The following is an 18492-nucleotide window of genomic DNA, read 5'->3' as shown; positions in this document are numbered from 1 at the left end:
TGCCGTCCCCGACATGCGCTGAGCCTCCACCCGTGCCCCGATCGGGAGACCCTGCGGGCCTCCGCGACCGGTCCACCCCGCGGCCAGCTGCCGTCCCCGACATGCGCTGAGCCTCCACCCGTGCCCCGATCGGGAGACCCTGCGGGCCTCCGCGACCGGTCCACCCCGCGGCCAGGGGCCGTCCCCGACGTACCACGCCGCAGGCCGACCCTCGCCAGGCTCCTGTCGGCGCAGGGACGACGGTGACTACGCCCGGGCGCCGGTGGGCGGGCCCTCGTCGTCCGACGGGGGTGGGACCCGGCAGGCCGACTCCAGCCACAGCGCGGCGCCCACCAGCGCGGCGGCGCAGGCCACGCCGAGGACGGAGGTGAGGGTGTCGCCGGCGGCGGCCTGCAGGCGGGCGACCGCCGGGGCCACGTAGAGCAGCACTCCCACCCAGATCCCCACGAACGCCGCCCCGACGTAGGCGCTGGCCTGGGCCAGCACCGCCAGCCGGGCGACGAGCATCGGCTCGACCGGTCGGACCGGCGCGGTGCCGCGCTCGGCCGGTGGACGGCGGTCGCGCTGGGCGGCCAGCCGGGCGCGCAGGGTGCGCGCGCCCAGCAGCTCGGCCACCGCCAGGACGGCGATCGGCACCGGCAGCCACCAGCGCAGCTGCGGCAGCGACCCGTAGGTGGCCCGCACCAGCAGCCAGGCCGCCACGGCCAGGCCAGCGGCGAGGACGACGAGGTCGCGGCGGCGCACCGGTGTCACCGGTCCACCCCCCTCGCGCTCGGTGACCGGGTGCTCCGGGCCGCCGCGTCCCTGCGTGCGCTCGGGGCTCCGCTCACCGGAGGTGCTCCCAGCGGACGACGGCCGCGACGTCCTCGGCCGGCAGCGCGGCCAGCAGGTCGACCACCCGGCCGTGCCCGGACAGCACCGCGGTCGGGTCGAGGTCGGCCCACGGCACGAGCACGAACGCCCGCTCGTGGGCGCGCGGGTGCGGCAGCGTGAGGGCGGGGTCGGCGGAGAGCACCGGCTGCCCGTCGTCCCCGGTGACGGTGACGACGTCGACGTCGAGGGTGCGCGCCCCCCAGCGCACGTCCCGGGTGCGCCCGGCGGCCTGCTCCAGCTCGTGCGCGCGGGCCAGCCAGCCTCCGGCGTCGCGCGGGCCGCGGACCACCACCACCGCGTTGAGGTAGGACGGCTGCTCGACCGGCCCCCACGGCGGGGTCTCGTACAGCGTCGAGCGGGCCACCAGCACGCCGTCGTCCCGGAGAGCCGTGACCGCGCCGCGCAGCGCGGCTGCCCGGTCACCGAGGTTGGCGCCGAGCGACAGGACGGCGCGAGTCATGTCCGCTCCCGCCGGATGGCGACCGTGACGTCGTCGACGGGCACCCCGAGGTCGGCCTCGGGCTTGTGCACGGTGATCTCGGCGGCGTCGACCCGCGGGTCGGCCAGGCAGACGTCGGCCAGCCGCTGGGCGAGGGTCTCCAGCAGGTCGACCGGCTCGCCGGTGAGGACGGCGTGCAGCCGCCGGGCCAACCGGGCGTAGTCGACCGTCTCGGCCAGGTCGTCGCCCGCGGCGGCCGCGGCGGTGTCCAGCTCGAGGACGGCGTCGACGCGGAAGGTCTGCCCCCGCTCCCGCTCGACCGAGTGGACCCCGTGGTGGGCGTGCGCGGTGAGCCCGCGGACGGCGATGCGGTCGGGGCGGCGGGGTGGGCGGGGACTAGGCACGGCCGCTCCCCTCGCGGCGGACCGCCTGCACGGCGGCGACGGTGCGGACGGCGTCGACGGAGGCCGCCGCGTCGTGCACCCGCACCCCCCACGCGCCGGCCTCGGCGGCGAGCACGGTGGTGGCCAGGGTGGCCGCGTCCCGCTGCTCGGCCGGGCGCTGCTCCCCGTCGGTGTCGGCCAGCAGCCGGCCGAGGAACGACTTGCGGGAGGCCCCGACCAGCACGGGCAGGCCGAGGCCGACGACCCGGTCGAGGCCGGCCAGCAGCCGCCAGTTGTGCTCGGCCCGCTTGGCGAAGCCCAGCCCCGGGTCGAGGACCAGCTGCTCGGGGGCGACGCCCGCGGTGACGACGTCCTCGACCCGGGCGGTGAGCTCCGCGCAGACCTCGGTGACGACGTCCCCGTAGCGGGCCGCGGCGTACATCTCCCGGCTGTGCCCGCGCCAGTGCATGAGCACCCAGGGGACGCCGGCCTCGGCGACCAACCGGGCCATCCCCTCGTCGGCCAGGCCCCCGCTGACGTCGTTGACCAGCGTGGCCCCGGCCTGCAGGGCGGCCTCGGCGACCTCGGCGCGGGTGGTGTCCACGCTGACCCGCACGCCCGCGGCGGCGAGCTCGGCGACCACCGGCAGCACCCGCCGGCACTCCTCGGACGAGTCGATCCGATCGGCGCCGGGGCGGGTGGACTCCCCGCCGACGTCCACGTAGTCCGCCCCGGCGGCGTGCATCGCCAGGCCGTGGGCGATCGCCGAGGAGGGGTCGGTGAAGCAGCCGCCGTCCGAGAAGGAGTCGGGGGTGACGTTGAGGACGCCCATCACGACGCAGTGGGCGGGACGCACCAGCGTGGTGTTCACCGGCCCAGGACGAGGCTCATCGCCTCGCTGCGGGTCGCCGGGTTGTCCCGGAAGATGCCGCGCACGGCCGAGGTGACCGTCGTCGAGCCGGGCTTGCGCACCCCGCGCATCGCCATGCACAGGTGCTCGGCCTCGATGACGACGAGCACGCCGCGGGGCTTGAGGACGTCGGCCAGCGCGTCGGCGATCTGGCTGGTCATCCGCTCCTGCACCTGCGGGCGCCGGGCGTAGACCTCGACCAGCCGGGCCAGCTTGGACAGCCCGGTGACCCGGCCGTCGTCGCCGGGGATGTAGCCGACGTGCGCCCTGCCGTGGAAGGGCACCAGGTGGTGCTCGCAGGTCGAGTACATCGGGATGTCCTTGACCAGGACCATCTCGTCGTGGTCCTCGGCGAAGGTGGTGGCCAGCACCTCGGCCGGGTCCTGCCAGAGCCCGGCGAAGGTCTCGGTGTACGCGCGGGCCACCCGCGCCGGGGTCTCCTGCAGGCCGGGGCGGTCCGGGTCCTCGCCGACCGCGAGCAGGATCTCCCGCACCGCGGCCTCCACCCGGGCGCGGTCGACCCCCCGCCGCGGCCTGCTCGACGGCAGGTCCTCGAACTGGGGGGCGACCTCGCTCATCGTTGGGCAGGAGCGCCGACGTCCCCCACCGGGTTCGGCCGGTCCGGCTGCACGTGGCCGTTGCCGCTCTGCGCGGCGCGCTCGGCGGGGGTGAGCACCGGCGGCTGGTCCGACGGGGTGCGCTTGCCGAAGCCGTTGTACGGGGCCAGCGAGGGCCGCTTGGTGACCGGGGCGCAGATGCGCGCCATGTCCTCCTTGGAGAGGGTCTCCTTCTCGATCAGCTCGAGGACGAGCGTGTCGAGGACGGACCGGTACTCGACCAGAATCTCCCAGGCCTCGTCGTGGGCGGCCTCGATGAGCGCGCGGACCTCGGCGTCGATGTCGGCGGCGACGGCCTCGGAGTAGTCCGGGTGCGAACGCATGTCGCGGCCCAGGAACGGCTCGGAGTCGTTGCTGCCGTACTTGACCGCGCCCAGCTTGGCGCTCATGCCGTACTGGGTGACCATCGACCGCGCCAGCGAGGTCGCCTTCTCGATGTCGTTGCCCGCACCCGTGGTGGGCTCGTGGAAGACCAGCTCCTCGGCCGCCCGGCCGCCGAGCGCGTAGGCGAGGGTGTCGATCATCTCCGACCGGGTCTGGGTGTACTTGTCCTCGGTCGGCAGCACCAGGGTGTGCCCCAGCGAGCGGCCGCGGGGCAGGATCGTCACCTTGTGCACCGGGTCCAGGTTGGGCAGCGCGTGCGCCACCAGGGCGTGGCCGCCCTCGTGGTAGGCGGTGACCTTCTTCTCCTTCTCGCTCATCGCCCGGGTCTTGCGCTCGGGGCCGGCGATGACGCGGTCGATCGCCTCCTCGAGGGTGGCGTCGGTGATCACCTGCCCGTTGGTGCGGGCGGTGAGCAGCGCGGCCTCGTTGAGCACGTTGGCGAGGTCCGCGCCGGTGAAGCCGGGCGTGCGGCGGGCGACGATCTCCAGGTCGACGTCCGGCGCGAGCGGCTTGCCCTTGGCGTGGACGGCGAGGATCGCCTTGCGGCCCTCGAGGTCGGGGCGGTCGACGGCGATCTGGCGGTCGAAGCGGCCGGGGCGCAGCAGCGCCGGGTCGAGGATGTCCGGCCGGTTGGTGGCGGCGATCATGATGACGCCACCCTTCACGTCGAAGCCGTCCATCTCGACGAGCATCTGGTTGAGCGTCTGCTCGCGCTCGTCGTGCCCGCCGCCCATGCCGGCGCCGCGGTGCCGGCCGACGGCGTCGATCTCGTCGACGAAGATGATCGCCGGCGCGTTGTTCTTGGCCTGCTCGAACAGGTCGCGCACCCGGCTGGCGCCGACGCCGACGAACATCTCCACGAAGTCCGACCCGGAGATCGAGAAGAACGGCACGCCGGCCTCGCCGGCGACGGCGCGGGCCAGCAGGGTCTTGCCGGTGCCGGGCGGGCCGAACAGCAGCACCCCCTTGGGGATCTTCGCGCCGACCGCCTGGAACTTGACCGGGTTGGCCAGGAAGTCCTTGATCTCCTGCAGCTCCTCGACGGCCTCGTCGGCGCCGGCGACGTCGGCGAACGTCGTCTTCGGGGTGTCCTTGCTGACCACCTTGGCCTTGGACTTGCCGAAGGCCATGACGCCGCGGCCACCGCCCTGCATGGAGTTGAACAGCCAGAACAGCAGCAGCAGCAGGACCACGAAGGGCAGGAAGCTGATCAGGATGCTGACCAGCACGCTGTCCTGGGTGACGTTGGTGTTGAAGTCGACGCCGTCGCCGTTGCCGTTCAGACCGGAGACGAGGTCGAAGACGTCGTCGGACGCGCCGAGCGGGTAGGACGCGGTGACCTTGTCGCTGCCCTCGACCGGGTTCTTCAGGTCGAGGTCGAGGGTCTGCTCCTTGTCGTTGATCGTGACCCTGTCGGCGTTGCCGTCGGTGATCTGCGCGATCGCGGTCGCGGTGCTGACCTCGTGGTAGCCACCGTTGCCACGGAACAGCGAGGAGAACGCCAACGCCAGGAGGACGACGAGGACGACCCAGAACCACACGGAGCGGAAGATCTTCTTGCGTTCCATTCAACGATGCCGGGTGGCCGGGGCTCCGGCCTGCCCGTCCACCCTCCTGATCGTCCGGGGGACGCTTCCTGCGACCCGGGCGGGCACCCTGGCGCTCGGTGCAGCGTCGGTGCGACCGACGGTACACCGGGGAGTCTGGACGACAGCTGTGCACGACCCGGGAACGGGCTGGAGGGGTGACCCCTGTCGTCGCCCGGTCGAGGTGGGTCAGCAGCAGCTCCGCCCGAACCGGGAACGCACGTGGCCGCGGTGCCGACGGAAGCCGCCCTGCGGGGGTCGTGCTGCGGCGCGGGGCCGGAGGCTCCCCGACGCAGTGCGACGGGTGGGCTCAGCGGCAGTGGGGGACGGCACCTGGTCGCGGTGCGGTCCGGTAGGACCGCAGTGTCACAGCGTCACCGGTACACCTCGGGCTTGAGCGTGGCGATGTAGGGCAGGTCGCGGTAGCGCTCGGCGTAGTCCAGCCCGTAGCCGACGACGAACTCGTTGGGGATGTCGAAACCGACGTAGCGCACCGGCACGTCGACCTTCACCGCGTCGGGCTTGCGCAGCAGCGCGCAGACCTCGAGGGAGGCCGGACGCCGGCTGCCGAGGTTCTTGAGCAGCCAGGACAGCGTCAGCCCGGAGTCGATGATGTCCTCGATCACCAGCACGTGCCGGTCGCTGATGTCGCGGTCGAGGTCCTTGAGGATGCGGACGACGCCGGAGGAGCTGGTGGCCGAGCCGTAGGAGGAGACGGCCATGAACTCCATCTGGGTGGGCAGCCGCAGCGCCCGCGCGAAGTCGCTCATGAACAGCACGGCGCCCTTGAGGACGCCGACCAGCAGGACCTCCCTGCCGGCGTAGTCCTCCGCCACCTGCTCGGCCAGCTCGGCGATCTTGGCCTGGATCTGTTCCTCGCACAGCAGCACGTGGTCGATGTCGGGACCGTAGCCGTGGTCGTTGCCGAGCTCTGCGGGCACGCTGGCGGGCTCGCTCACGGTCTGGACTCCTCGCGGGTGTCGGGTGCGTTCCCGGGACGGGGGCCCCGCGGGTCAGGGGGCGACAGCACCAGCCTGCCAGACGTCCGGACGACCCCTGCACCGCCGGGGAGGTCCACCCGTCCCTGGCCCCGCCACCGGGTGAGCAGCGCGTCGACCGCGGTCAGGTGGACGGCCTGCAGGTCGGGCGTCCCGGCTCCGCGCAGCCAGCCGCGCAGCACCCGGCGGCGCAGCGCGGCGGGCAGGGCGGCGAGCGGCTCGGCGGGCAGGCCGTCCGCTCCGGCCAGCCGGGAGAGCTCCGCGGTGGCCAGCGCGTCGAGGGTGTCGAGGTCCTCCCGCAGCATTGCGGCCGTGCGGGCCAGCGCCGGGGCGACACCGCCGCCGAGGACCTCCTCCAGCAGCGGCAGCACCTCGCCGCGCAGCCGCGCCCGGGTGTAGGCCGGGTCGGTGTTCCACGGGTCCTCCCACACCGGCAGGCCCTGGTCGGCGCAGGCGGCGCGGGTGGTCTCCCGGCGGACGCCGAGCAGCGGCCGCCACCAGGTGACTCCGCCGTCCGGGCGCTCGTCGACCATGCCGGCGACGCTGCGCGGCCCGGAGCCGCGGCCGAGCCCGAGCAGCACCGTCTCGGCCTGGTCGTCGAGCGTGTGGCCGAGCGCGACCCGGGCGCCGAGGTCCGTTGCCGCCCGGGCGAGAGCGGCGTACCGGGCGGCCCGGGCGGCCGCCTCCGGTCCGCCGTCCGGCCCGACCCGCACGGTCAGCACGCGCACCGGGTCCAGGCCCAGCCCGGACAGCAGCGCGGCGGTGGCCGCCGCCCGCTCGGCGGAGCCGGGTTGCAGGCCGTGGTCGACGGTCAGCGCCCCGGCCCGGACGCCGGTCCGCGGTGCCTCGAAGGCGACCGCGGCGGCCAGGGCGAGGGAGTCCGCTCCCCCGCTGACGGCCACCAGGACCGGCGCGGCCGAGGTGGCCAGGCCCGGGCGGACGGCGCTGCGGACGCGGGCCACCGCGGCGGGAGGGCCCGCCACCGGCCGGGTCTCAGGCGGGGATGGCCGGGCGGCCGTGCACCCGCTCGACCCAGCGGGCGGGGTCGGTGAGCTCCTCGATGCGCGGCAGGGTCTCCGGGCCCGACCACACCCGGTTGAAGCCCTCCATGCCGACGAGGTCGACCACCCCGCCGACGAAGTACCGGCCGTCGGCGTACTGCTTCATCTTCTGCTCCAGGCCCAGCAGCCGGCGCAGCACCCGGTCCAGCGGGCCGCGGCCCTTGCGCCGCTGGGCGAACCGTTTGCGCAGGGTCCGCACCGAGGGGACGACGTCCGGGCCGACGCCGTCCATCACGTACTCGGCGTGCCCCTCCACCAGGCTCATCACCGCGGTGACCCGGTCGAGGACCGCCCGCTGCGCGGGGTCCTGGATCAGCGCCATGAGCCCGCTGTCGTCACCGTCGGTGCCGCGGACGGCGTTGCCGATGCTGCGCAGCACGTCGCGCAGCCGCTCGCGCAGGACGTCGGGGTCGAGGTCGGTGGCCTCGACGAAGTCGGTGATCTGCCTCTCCAGGTACCCCTTGAGCCAGGGCACCGCGGTGAACTGCAGCTGGTGGGTCACCTCGTGCAGGCACACCCAGAGCCGGAAGTCGCCGGGGTCGACCCCGAGCCGGCGCTCGGCGTCGACGACGTTGGGAGCCACGAGCAGCAGCCGGCCGCCGGTGCCGAACACCTCGTACTGGCCGAGCACGCGGGAGGCGAGGAACGCCAGCACGCCGCCGGCCTGCACGCCGGTGGCGCGGGAGCCGATCGCGGTGACCAGCGGGCCGGGACGGGACTCCTGCCGGGCGGCCAGGGCATCGACCAGCGGGTCGAGCAGGGCCGCCATCCCGGCGGTGTTGGCGTCGATCCAGCCGGGCCGGTCGACGACGGCGACCTCCGGGGCCGGCCCGCCGGGGACCGGCGCCAGCCCGGTCAGCCGCTCGACGTGGGCCACGGCGCTGGCGGCCGCCTCGTGCAGTTCCCGGACGACGGCGGCGGCCTCCTCCCGCGTGGTCTGCGGGCCGGGACCGACCAGGCGGCGGGCCGTGCGTCCGGCGAGGTCCCAGTCGACCATCGGGGCGGGGCTGCTCATCGCCTCACGGTACGCGGAAAAGGGACCACCCTTCCCCCCACGTCTCTAGAAGGACCCCTCTGCCCCCCACTGCTCGCAGGCTCGCAGCGGGACCCTGCAGAGGGGCCGGCGGGACCCTGGAGGGTGGCCGTTCCACGACGTCACCAGGGCCGTCAGCGGCAGCCGCAGGCGGCCAGCGCGGCGGCGACGTCGTCCAGGGCGCCCTGGGCGGCCTGCTCGGTGCCGGGCGCGGCGTCGGCGACGACGGCGAAGACCAGCAGCCGCCCGTCGGCGGTGACCACGGTGCCGGCCAGGCCGTGGACGCCGAGCAGGGTGCCGGTCTTGGCGCGCACGGCACCCGGGGCGCCCGGCGGGTCGGCGTCGCCGCGGTCGGCCAGCGTCCCGTCGTAGCCGGCCACGGGCAGCCCGGACAGCACGGCGGAGGCGTCGGGGAGCGAGCCGTCGGCGGCGCCGGCGAGCAGGTCGGCGAGCAGGGACACCGGCACCCGGTCGTCGAGGGACAGCCCGCTGCCGTCGGACAGCGCCACCCCGGTGACGTCCAGACCGGCGTCGGACAGCGCGCCGGTCACCGCCTGCGCGGACCCCTCGAAGGTGACCGGCAGGCCGCGGGCGAGGGCCACGTGCCGGGCCAGCGACTCGGTCAGCACGTTGTCCGAGCCGGTCAGCGCCTGCTCGGCCAGCCGGGCGACCGGGGCCGAGCGCACCGCGCCCAGGGTCGGCGCGCCGTCGGGCGCCGAGCCGAGGGCGACGGTCGCGCGGGGGACGCCGAGGGCGGCGGCCAGGGCGGCACCGGCGTCCAGTCCGGGCTGGCCGCTGCGTGCCTCCTCGCCGGGACGGACCCGGGCGCCGTCGACCGCGGTCGCGGTGATCGGGGCGGCGTAGCTCGACGGCGCGTCGCCGGGCCCCCAGCCGGGGGCGGTGAGCGGGCCGCTGAACAGCGAGCTGTCGACGACGACGCGGGTGACCGTGGTGCCGGCCGGGAGGCTGCCGCGCACCTGGGCGGCGAGGTCGTCGAGGGTGGGCGCTCCGGGGTAGGTCAGCGACGGCGCCGTCCGCGACAGGGTCGGGTCGCCGCCGCCGACCAGCACCACCTCGTCGGGGGTGGCGCCGGCGACGACCGTCGTCTCGAGGGTGGCCGCGGGGCCGAGGGTGGTCAGGGCCGCGACGGCGGTGAGCAGCTTCGCGGTGGAGGCGGGCGTGACCGGGTCGTCGGCGTCCTGGTCCAGCAGCACCCCGCCGGAGGCGACGTCGACGACCTCGGCGGCGACGCCGGGACCGAGGGCTGGCGCGGCCAGCAGCGGCGCGAGCTCACCGGAGAGCACGGGGGCGTCGGGGACGGGCGCCTGCGACCCCAGCGCGGCGAGGACGGGCGCGGCCGCCGGGACGTCGGGCAGGCGGGCCTCGGCCTCGCCGGCGTCGTCCCCACCGCCGGTCGGGACGACGAACCAGACGCCGACGGCGAGCACGAGCACGACGGCGAGGGCGCCCAGGACGAGACGGCGACGGAACCTGGAGTACTTCGGCGTGACGGTCGTCGACCCGCTCGACGCGATGCTGCCCACCCCCCGGAACGACCTGCGACCGTCAGCCGCGGTCCGGTGGGCCACACTACGACCCGTGCAGTTCGACGTGACGATCGAGATCCCGAAGGGCCAGCGGAACAAGTACGAGCTGGACCACGCCACCGGACGCATCCGCCTGGACCGGATGCTGTTCACCTCGACCCGCTACCCGGCCGACTACGGGTACATCGAGAACACCCTGGGCATGGACGACGACCCGCTCGACGCCCTGGTCCTCCTCGAGGAGCCGACCTTCCCCGGCTGCCTCATCACCTGCCGGGCCATCGGCATGTTCCGGATGACCGATGAGAAGGGCGGGGACGACAAGGTCCTCTGCGTGCCGGCGACGGATCCGCGGCAGGCCCACCTGACCGACATCGGCGACGTCTCGGAGTTCGACCGGCTGGAGATCCAGCACTTCTTCGAGACCTACAAGGACCTCGAGCCGGGGAAGTCGGTCGAGGGCGCCGAGTGGGTCGGCCGCGAGGAGGCGGAGGAGGAGATCAAGGCCTCCCTGGACCGGGCCCAGGAGGACGGGCACCACTGAGGAGGACCCCCCTCCTCCCCATCCCTCGCACGCTCGGGGCGGGACCCGGGAGGGGGGCCGCCCTCGCGGGTGCACCGCCGTCGGTGCGACCGGAGGGGGTCCCGGACGCTGTGACGGTTCGTCACCGGTGCACAGCGGGTCGTGAGACCAGCGCCAGCTCCTCCCCAGGAACGGCCCGGATGGTGGCGGCACGGCCACTCCGGGCCGCCACCGACGAGGAGGACCTCCCATGGGGAACACCGCACGCTGGAAGCGCATCGGCGGGGCCGCCGGCCTGGTCGCCGCCGGCGCGATCGCCGGGGGCGTGCTCGCCGGCACGCTCACCGCGAGCGCCGACGAGGGCACGACCCCTCCGGGCCCGGGGTACGCGGTGAGCGACCCGTCGCAGCCCCAGCGGCCCGACGAGCAGCTGCTCACCGGCGACACGAAGACCGAGGTGGAGGCCGCCGTCCTGGCCGCGTACCCCGGCGCCACGATCGAGCGCACCGAGACCGACTCCGGCGGCGTCTACGAGTCGCACATCGTGACCGCCGACGGCGAGCGGATCATCGTGCTCGTCGGTGCGGACTTCACCGTGACCGGGACCGACAGCGGCGGGCCGGGCGGGGGCGGCGGGCCGCGCGGCGGCTCCTCGGCCGAGGAGTCCGGCGCCGCCTGACCCGGTCCGCCGCGGCCCTCGTCAGTCCTTGCGGGCCACCAGTGCGGTCCAGCACCCCGCGGCGCGGGTCTCCTGTCCGACCAGGTGCAGGTCGGCGTCCCGGCAGGCCGCCGACAGGGTCAGCGGCGTGGGCCGGTCGCCGTCGGCCGGGTGGTGGGAGACCGCGCGCAGCGGACGGCTGTCGACGAACCGGGCGGTCATCTCGCAGACGTAGAACCGCCCACCGGGCCGCAGCACCCGGGCTGCCTCGCGGACGGCGTCGCGCCAGGCGGGGGTGTGGTGCAGCAGGTGGTAGTCGAAGACCGCGTCGTAGGAGGCGTCGGGGGCAGCCAGCCGGGCGGCGTCGCCCGGCTCGACCCGGACCCGCTCGCCCAGGTCGGCCACCGCCTGCCGGCAGGCGTCCACGCTGGCGGCGTGCAGCTCGACGCCGTCCGCCCGCGCGGCCTGGAACGTGTCGAGGGCCAGGCGCAGCCCGGTGCCGCGGCGTCCCGTACCGATCTCGAGGACGTGCCCGCCGGGGACCGGGCCGCCGAGCCGGCGCAGGACGGGCGCCTCCACGCGCTGCTGTACCGCCGCGCGCAGGCGGGAGTCGACCCACAGCCGATTGGCGTCGACGTAGGTCCGCGGGACGGGGCGGGGCTGGGCGGTGGGCCTCACGGCGGTCCTCCGGGCTCGAGGGCTGCTCGACCGGGCGGCTCGTCGAGCTCCTCCGCGGTGCCCGCCGCGGACGCCGGCCAACCACCGCCGGCCTCCGACGGCAGCGTGCCGTCCCGGCGGACGGGCCCCGTGCGCGACCCTCCGGCGAGCGCAGGCAGGTGCAGCGCGGTGGCTTCGCGGCGGCCGCCGACGCCGGGGCGGCGCTGCAGGCCTCGCTTCCGGCCACCGGCATGGGCGTCCCGTTCGAGGTGCCGACGATGACCGGGTTGTGCCGCGGCGAGGTCGTGGGCCTGCGCTGGGGTGACGTCGACCTGGCCAGAGGGGCCCTCTGGGTTGGTCAGTAGGTGAGGCCGTGGCCGTAGTCGAAGAGCGCGTCGTCGCCGTAGCCGGGGACGTCGGACTGGTTGTCCTCGATCGCCTGGCGGGTCGCGGCCAGGGCGAAGGGCATCTTCCCGCCCGGGGCGGAGCGACCGGAGAGAACGTCCATCCGGGCTTGGTCGGTGATCCCGAAGGACGCCACGATCGCGCCTGCGTCGCGCAGGCCGCTGTCCTCATCGAGCACGAACGGCTGGCGGAAGTAGACGTCCAGGACGACCTTGCCCGGGTTCCCGACCTCCCGCACGACATCCTGCACGGTGTCCAGTGACGGCGTGACCTCCCATGACTCCGCGCCCGCCATGCCGGTGAAGTCCAGCACGCTGCTCTCCCAGGGGAACGAACCGCCGTGCAACAGGGTGTCGTCGGTGCAGTGATCACCGTCGTACGCCACGCACGCATCCGCCGCTCCGTAGGGACTGTGGCCGTCGAGGCCGCGCACGCCGGGGAAGACGATCGGGGAGATCTTGTCCGGGCGCATCCCGCTGGCCGGGTTGGCGCTGCGGTAGAGCGCGGTCCCGCGGGTCCGCGCCGTGAGCGTCACCAGCACGACGTCGGCGTCCGTCGCGCTCGGCCGCTGCGTGCCCTCACCCACGTTGCCGTCCACCACCTCGAACCCGTAGGAGGCCACCACCTGCGGGTCGATCGTGCCCAGGACGTAGACCTTCGATCCCTGCGCCAGCGGCAGCACGCCGGAGTTCTGCAGCAGCACCACCGAGCGGCGTTGCAGGTCCAGGCACACCTCCGCGTGCTCGGGCCGGCCGAACGCCGCCTCCGCCGCCTCCTCGTCGACGTACGGGTCCTCGAACAGCCCCAGTCGGAACATCGGCTCGAGCAGCCGGCGCGCCGCCAGGTCCACCCGCTCGGAGGAGACGAGGCCGGCTTCGACGAGCGAGGTGATCGCCGAGACGTCGTGGAAGCCGGAGAGGGTGTCCGAGCCGGAGTTCACCGCGGTGGCGACCCGCTCGGGGACCGTCTTCTCCTCCAGACCCCAGGCCCGGTCGGTGATGATGCCGGTGTCGGAGTTGACGTAGCCGGCGAAGCCCAGCCCGTCGCGCAGCAGGCCGTTGATGACCTGGTCGCTGAACGCCATACCGATCTGCTCCAGCTCCACCCCCTCGTGCGTCACGTCCATGGGCACGCCGTAGTAGGGCATGACCGAGGCCGCGCCGGCCCGGATCGCCGCCTCGAACGGCCGCAGGTGCTCGGCGAAGCGCCCGCCCGGGTAGACCTGGGTCTTGCCGAAGGAGTAGTGCGGATCCAGGCCGAGCTCCTGGGGGCCGCCCCCCGGGAAGTGCTTGATCGTCAGCAGCACGTCGGAGTCCGGAGACAGGGCCACGCCGTCCTCGACCTGCGTGCCCTGCAGGGTGCCGATGAGGGTGCGGACGATGTCGGAGGTCAGGTCGGCGTCCTGGCTGAAGCACTCATGGGTGCGGTACCACCGCGGCTCGGTGATGAGGTCGACCGCGTAGCCGTACATGCCCCGCAGCCCGATCGCGCGCCACTGCGCACCCATGACCCTCGCGAACGCCTCGATGACCGAGGTGTCGCCGTCGGCGCCCAGCAGCGCCGCGGCCAGCCCCGCCTCCTTGGGGAAGGCGGTGAAGACCCCGGCGGCCTCGTTGATGCCCGGCCGGGCTTCGGGGTCGATGTGGTTGCGCGCGTTGGACTTGAACAGCGCGGGTATGCCGAGCCGGCTGCCCTCCGCGTGCTCCTGCACGGAGTTGAGGAACCTGGCCGCCTGGATCGGGTTGATCGTCGACCCGGCGAGGAAGACGTGGCTGTCGTCGCCCTGCGTCTCCTCACCGGTCGGCACGACCTGGTTGCGGAAGATGAACCGGCGCATGTACTGGTCGTCGAGGTAGTCGCGCGCGTAGGTCGCCATCTCCCCGCCGAACCGGGCGTTGAGGGTGTCGATGAGCATGAGCCCGGCCTTCTCCTCCAGCGTCATCCGCGAGGCCAGATCTGCCGTCCGCTCCCTGGCCGGCAGTCGCCAGTCCTCGTACGGCGCGAGCTCACCGTCGCCGTCGAGGTCGCGGAAGGTCAGGCCGTCGACCTCGAGCGTGGGCTTGACGCGGGCGCCGAGGCGAGGCTGCTCGAGGTGCAGTTCGGACATGGCGGACTCCTTGTCCGGCAGTGGCGCTGACAGCCCCAGCTGGCCCGGCGCTTTCACGGCGCGACCGCCTGACGGCGTGTTGCTCTCGGAAGAGGGCGCTGCTGACCAGGGAAGATGCGTCTTGTCCAGGGACGTACCACCCGGGATCGGGCAGCACCTTCCAGGCGGAACAGCGTAGCCGGTTCTCTCCCAGGCTTCAGGTCGACACGACCGACACCGCCGGGGTCGCTCAGGGCGGTGGGGTACTGCTGACCGAGACCGTGGCGGTGGCCAGTCTGGATCGGGCGCTGGCGGAGGCGTCGGCGCCATGGCGTGAGCCGCTGGCGGTGCACGATCCGGCGAAGGTGATCCCCGGCATCCCGGCCGTTCAACTTCCGCGGACCGCGCGGGTGCCGACCATCCTGTGCCCCAACCCCCAGACGCACCAGGATCCATCCGGTCGCTTCTTCAGGGTCATGAAGCAGACCCCGCGGACGAGAAACGACTCAAACACCTGCGAGCTCTGGGCGACCTCCGGCACGAAGCGGACGTAGGCCACCTCACCAGTCGGGTCGTCGACGGCGTAGTAGATGCGTGACGCGATGGACCGGCCCGCCAGCAGTTCTTCCGCCCAGGCGTAGTCCCCGAATGCAGCCGGCGACCACGTCAGACCGTGAAGGGCAGCGAGGTACCGATCGCGATCGAATACCGCGGTCCACCAGGCGAAGGCCACGTGCAGCGGATTGGTGACGTCTGGGGCGTCGGCATAGCCCTGCAGCGGGCTCTCTTCCACCGGGACCGTGACGTAGGCGGGCACGTCGCTCGCGACTGCGACACCATCGAGCATCGACTGATGCAGCAGGTTGGCGAAGGTGGGGACCAGGACGGCAACGCCGGCCAGTACGTCCTGCGGGGTCATCGGTGGCCGACGCATCCGCCGCGCCTCCCGCTCCACCGCGGCCTGACAGGCACGGGCGTCCTGGGCCGTTAGCTCGAGAAGGAACAGATCGGGATCGGCGACGGTAACCCCGTGCGGCACGCAGGACACCTCGGGGAAGTCCCTGACGTTGGCGGTCACCAGCGTCTCCGCGCCGGCGGCGATGGCTGCGGCAAGCACGTGCCGGTCCTTCGGATGGCAGTTGAGCTCCGGCTCCAGGACCTCGAATCCGTGAACGGCCGCTTCGGGAAAGGCGTCGCGCATGGCGGCTAGCCGACGGGCAGCGCCGTCACGTGGTACGCCGAGCTTCTCGGTGAGCGCCCGCCCCGTCTCGGCGAGGATCCGTTCGGACCACCTGGGTTCGAAGAGCCCCTCTTCGGCGAAGGTGAGGAGGAGGCTGGAGAGCCGCTGAGGGACCAGAACGCAGGCGTCCAGGAGGACGAGCGGCGTCACCTGGTGGTGACGAACTCGTCAGGGACATCGGGCTCCAGGGTTTTTGCCAAGGCTTCCAGACCGGCTCGGCGACGCTCAGCCCGCGACGCGATGAATTCATCGAGGGCGGCCCGAGAGACCCGGCGGTGCACACCGGGCTGCTCGTAGGGGATGAGGCCGGACTCCAGCATCTTCACGAGCGTCGGACGGCTGACCTCGAGCAAGTTTGCCGCCTGCTGGGTGGTCAGCATCTCGTCCACCGGCACGACGTCGACACGTTGGCCCGCGGCGACATAGGCCAAGAGCTTGCTCAGCACCGACCGGACCTCGTCGGTCAGTGCGACCGTCTCCGCGCCGATAGTGATCGTCGTCGCGCTCCGCAGCTCCTCAGCGAGGCGAGCCGCATCATCGGACGCGATGTCCTTTGGCGACAGCCGAGCAACCGTACGAGCCACCAAGCCAGACTACGGGCAAACGAAAGGAACGCAAGCCTCGGTTGGGACAGTAGCGCCTCGTCACCCTGCCCCGAAGGTGGGGCGAACCCCGAGGCGCTCGGACGAGCGAGGGGCACACCCACCTCACTATCACTCGCTCGCTGCCGACGCTACGGCCCCGCACAGGCGTCGTTCCCAATCCGTTCCCAGCCGGCACCGAAACGGTCTCTTGAGTGGGGCCTACTACCGCGAATACGCTGGTCAGATGCGAGCCGCCTGTCGGAATCGAACCGACGACCTTCTCATTACGAGTGAGATGCTCTACCGACTGAGCTAAGGCGGCGGACGTGCGGTGCACAGCCTACGTGACCGCGCCGCACGGACCGCACAGCGGGCCGGCCCCGTCCAGGGCACCGCCCCGAGCGGAGCGAGGGGTGGGGAGGACGGGGTCCTTCCTCAGGTGGGCAGCCGCAGCGCGACAGTGAGCGCCTCGACGGCGACCTGCGGCTTCACGTTCTGCTCGAGCGCGACCCGGCAGGCCAGGACGGCGTCGATGCGGCGCAGCGCCCCCTCCTGCCCGATCCGCTCCGCCAGCGCCTCGGCGTCCGCCCGGCGGTCGGGGTGGGCCAGCGTCGGCGGTCGGGTGTCCCCGGCGTCCCGGTGCGCGGCGAGGACGAGCGCGTCCCGGTACAGGGCGGCGAGGTCGACCAGCGCCCGGTCGAGGGAGTCGCGGCCCAGCCGGGTGGCCCGCGACCTCTGCCGCTTCTCCAGCTCCTTGAGCTGCCCGGCGCCGCGGCTGGCGGCGGCCACGCCGGGCCCGCGGGCGCCGACGCCCAGGCTCTGCTTGAGCGCCTCGGTCTCCGCGCCGTCGAGCTCGGCCGCCGCCCGGTCGGACTCCTCCTTGGCCGCCCCCACCAGGTCGTCGGCGGCGCTCAGGCAGGCGGCCAGCGACACCAGCGCCAGCGGGACGTCCAGCACCGCCTTGCGGGCCAGCCGGGCGTCCTCGTCGCGGGCGAGGTGCCGGGCGCGCCCGACGTGCCCGCCGGCGGCCGCGGCCGACCAGGCGGCCAGGGCCGGGTCGACGCCGTCGCGGTGGACCAGCACGTCGGCGACCGCATCGACCGACGGGGTGCGCAGGCCGACCACCCGGCAGCGCGAGCGGATGGTCACCGACACGTCGTCGGGGTGCAGGCTGGGCGCGCAGAGCAGGAAGACGGTGCGGGTCGGCGGCTCCTCGAGCATCTTCAGCACGGTGTTGGCCGCCTGCTCGGTCATCCGGTCGGCGTCCTCGACCAGCACCACCTGCCAACGGCCCTGGGACGGCGCCCGCCCGGCGATGCGCACCAGCTCCCGCACCTCGGCCACGCCGATCGACAGCCCCTCGGGGACGACGGTCTGCACGTCGGCGTGGGTGCCGGCGAGGACCGTCCGGCAGGCGTGGCAGGCGCCCACGTCGGGGTGCTCGCCGCCGTCCCGGCACTGCAGCGCCGCGGCGAAGGCGCGGGCGGCCACCGACCGGCCGGAGCCCGGCGGGCCGGTGAACAGCCAGGCGTGGGTCATCACGGCGGGGTCGGCGACCGCGGCGCGCAGCGTCTCCACGACCGCGGACTGGCCGACGACCTGCTCCCAGACGCTCATGCCGGCACGCCCAGCAGCGCGCCGACCCGGGCGCGGACGTCGGCGGCGAGCTCGTCGACCGGGCGGGTGGCGTCCAGGACGAGGTAGCGCTCGCAAGCGGCGGCGGCCAGCGCCCGGAAGGTCTCGCGCACCCGCTGGTGGAAGTCCAGCGACTCCGACTCGAGCCGGTCGGCGGCTGCCCGCCCACGGGCGCGGGCCAGGCCCAGCTCGGGGGGCAGGTCGAGCAGCACGGTGAGGTCGGGCCGCAGCCCCCCGGTGGCCCAGCGGGAGAGGGCCGCGACGTCGTCCATCGGGATGGTGCGCCCGGCGCCCTGGTAGGCCAGCGAGCTGTCGACGTAGCGGTCGGTGACCACGACCTCGCCCGCCTCCAGCGCCGGGTGCAGGACGGCGTGCGCGTGCTGGGCGCGGTCGGCGGCGTACAGCAGCGCCTCGGCGCGCGGGGCCAGGCCGGTGTGCGCGCGGTCGAGGACGATCGCGCGGACGGCGGCGCCGACCGGGGTGCCGCCCGGTTCGACGGTGGCCCGGACCGGGCGGCCCCGGGCGGCCAGCCACTCGCACAGCAGCCGCACCTGGGTGGACTTCCCGGCCCCCTCGCCGCCCTCGAACGCGACGAACAGCCCGTTCCGTGCGTTGGCGGCCCCGGTGGGCAGGTCGAGCGGACCGTCGTCGGGCACGGGGATCGCGAGCTCCCGTCGTTGCGGAGGAGGGCTGGTGCGCACCGCCACGCTACCGGGCGGGACCGACGGTCCCGGGCGGGCGCGCGCCCTAGTACTACAGGGCTACAACCTGGAGCCTGAGTCGTCGTCGGAAGTGATGGCGGCGTGCGTCGGCTTGGTGCTCGCGACGATAGGTCGACCATCGTAGAGCCGTGTGGATCCGCCGTTTTCGCTG

At 74.2% G+C, this 18492-nt stretch carries 19 protein-coding genes and 1 tRNA gene; 3 read left to right on the top strand and 17 right to left on the bottom strand.

The features are described from left to right. Positions 1 to 246 precede the first annotated feature (246 nt). The 10 genes from DQ238_RS22135 to dacB form a co-directional block, all read right to left on the bottom strand. Positions 247 to 753, bottom strand: a complete 507-nt coding sequence (locus DQ238_RS22135) for a DUF3180 domain-containing protein (RefSeq protein ID WP_113783407.1) — start codon at positions 751 to 753, stop codon at positions 247 to 249. Positions 754 to 826: 73 nt separating this feature from the next. Next, positions 827 to 1333: a 2-amino-4-hydroxy-6-hydroxymethyldihydropteridine diphosphokinase gene (folK, locus tag DQ238_RS22130; RefSeq protein ID WP_113783406.1), complete on the bottom strand. Its 507-nt coding sequence runs from the start codon at positions 1331 to 1333 to the stop codon at positions 827 to 829. After that, entirely contained in the window at positions 1330 to 1716 is a 387-nt protein-coding gene (gene folB / locus DQ238_RS22125) for a dihydroneopterin aldolase (protein ID WP_113783405.1), read from the bottom strand. The genes folK and folB overlap by 4 nt, the downstream gene beginning before the upstream one ends. After that, positions 1709 to 2566 carry a dihydropteroate synthase gene (folP, locus tag DQ238_RS22120; protein WP_233496203.1) on the bottom strand — a complete coding sequence of 286 codons (858 nt, stop codon included), beginning with the start codon at positions 2564 to 2566 and terminating at the stop codon, positions 1709 to 1711. Before folP ends, folB begins: the two co-directional genes overlap by 8 nt. Continuing rightward, positions 2563 to 3183 (bottom strand): GTP cyclohydrolase I FolE, encoded by a 621-nt coding sequence (gene folE / locus DQ238_RS22115; RefSeq protein ID WP_113783404.1) that lies wholly within the window; start codon positions 3181 to 3183, stop codon positions 2563 to 2565. Before folE ends, folP begins: the two co-directional genes overlap by 4 nt. After that, entirely contained in the window at positions 3180 to 5174 is a 1995-nt protein-coding gene (gene ftsH / locus DQ238_RS22110; protein ID WP_113783403.1) for an ATP-dependent zinc metalloprotease FtsH, read from the bottom strand. Before ftsH ends, folE begins: the two co-directional genes overlap by 4 nt. Positions 5175 to 5566: 392 nt before the next feature. Then, positions 5567 to 6151, bottom strand: a complete 585-nt coding sequence (gene hpt / locus DQ238_RS22105; RefSeq protein ID WP_370447529.1) for a hypoxanthine phosphoribosyltransferase — start codon at positions 6149 to 6151, stop codon at positions 5567 to 5569. After that, positions 6148 to 7173 (bottom strand): tRNA lysidine(34) synthetase TilS, encoded by a 1026-nt coding sequence (gene tilS, locus DQ238_RS22100; protein ID WP_113783402.1) that lies wholly within the window; start codon positions 7171 to 7173, stop codon positions 6148 to 6150. Before tilS ends, hpt begins: the two co-directional genes overlap by 4 nt. Before the next feature lie 10 nt (positions 7174 to 7183). Continuing rightward, a complete protein-coding gene (locus DQ238_RS22095; RefSeq protein ID WP_199506514.1) occupies positions 7184 to 8266 on the bottom strand; it encodes a zinc-dependent metalloprotease in 1083 nt (360 codons plus the stop codon). Between the two features lie 152 nt (positions 8267 to 8418). Continuing rightward, positions 8419 to 9828 (bottom strand): D-alanyl-D-alanine carboxypeptidase/D-alanyl-D-alanine-endopeptidase, encoded by a 1410-nt coding sequence (gene dacB, locus DQ238_RS22090; RefSeq protein ID WP_233496202.1) that lies wholly within the window; start codon positions 9826 to 9828, stop codon positions 8419 to 8421. A 55-nt stretch (positions 9829 to 9883) separates the two neighbouring features. On the opposite strand from dacB, the gene DQ238_RS22085 reads away from it, so the two are divergent. Further along, on the top strand, positions 9884 to 10375 hold the full coding sequence (locus DQ238_RS22085) for an inorganic diphosphatase (RefSeq protein ID WP_199506513.1): 492 nt from the start codon (positions 9884 to 9886) through the stop codon (positions 10373 to 10375). 229 nt (positions 10376 to 10604) lie between these two features. After that, on the top strand, positions 10605 to 11033 hold the full coding sequence (locus tag DQ238_RS22080; RefSeq protein WP_113783399.1) for a hypothetical protein: 429 nt from the start codon (positions 10605 to 10607) through the stop codon (positions 11031 to 11033). 21 nt (positions 11034 to 11054) lie between these two features. Here the strand turns inward: DQ238_RS22080 and DQ238_RS22075 are convergent, their stop codons facing one another. Then, positions 11055 to 11690, bottom strand: a complete 636-nt coding sequence (locus DQ238_RS22075; protein ID WP_113783398.1) for a class I SAM-dependent methyltransferase — start codon at positions 11688 to 11690, stop codon at positions 11055 to 11057. Between the two features lie 158 nt (positions 11691 to 11848). Between DQ238_RS22075 and DQ238_RS22070 the strand changes: the two genes are divergently transcribed. Beyond that, positions 11849 to 12034, top strand: a complete 186-nt coding sequence (locus DQ238_RS22070; protein ID WP_113783397.1) for a hypothetical protein — start codon at positions 11849 to 11851, stop codon at positions 12032 to 12034. Here the strand turns inward: DQ238_RS22070 and DQ238_RS22065 are convergent. The 6 genes from DQ238_RS22065 to tmk form a co-directional block, all read right to left on the bottom strand. Further along, complete coding sequence (locus DQ238_RS22065) at positions 12028 to 14181, bottom strand: glycoside hydrolase family 3 N-terminal domain-containing protein (RefSeq protein WP_113783396.1); 2154 nt, start codon at positions 14179 to 14181, stop codon at positions 12028 to 12030. The two genes, DQ238_RS22070 and DQ238_RS22065, sit on opposite strands and share 7 nt — an antisense overlap. A gap of 367 nt (positions 14182 to 14548) precedes the next feature. After that, entirely contained in the window at positions 14549 to 15550 is a 1002-nt protein-coding gene (locus tag DQ238_RS22060) for a PIN domain-containing protein (protein WP_113783395.1), read from the bottom strand. After that, positions 15547 to 15984 (bottom strand): helix-turn-helix domain-containing protein, encoded by a 438-nt coding sequence (locus tag DQ238_RS22055; RefSeq protein WP_199506512.1) that lies wholly within the window; start codon positions 15982 to 15984, stop codon positions 15547 to 15549. Before DQ238_RS22055 ends, DQ238_RS22060 begins: the two co-directional genes overlap by 4 nt. A 249-nt stretch (positions 15985 to 16233) precedes the next feature. Then, positions 16234 to 16306: transfer RNA gene (locus DQ238_RS22050), tRNA-Thr, on the bottom strand. A gap of 113 nt (positions 16307 to 16419) precedes the next feature. After that, positions 16420 to 17601: a DNA polymerase III subunit delta' gene (locus DQ238_RS22045; RefSeq protein ID WP_113783393.1), complete on the bottom strand. Its 1182-nt coding sequence runs from the start codon at positions 17599 to 17601 to the stop codon at positions 16420 to 16422. Then, a complete protein-coding gene (gene tmk / locus DQ238_RS22040; RefSeq protein ID WP_113783392.1) occupies positions 17598 to 18275 on the bottom strand; it encodes a dTMP kinase in 678 nt (225 codons plus the stop codon). The genes DQ238_RS22045 and tmk overlap by 4 nt, the downstream gene beginning before the upstream one ends. Positions 18276 to 18492: the final 217 nt, after the last annotated feature.

The organism is Geodermatophilus sp. TF02-6 (genome assembly GCF_003319115.1).
Lineage (GTDB): Bacteria > Actinomycetota > Actinomycetes > Mycobacteriales > Geodermatophilaceae > Geodermatophilus.
Note: the sequence above shows the minus strand (reverse complement) of the source record. Positions and strands in the feature narration are given on the sequence as shown.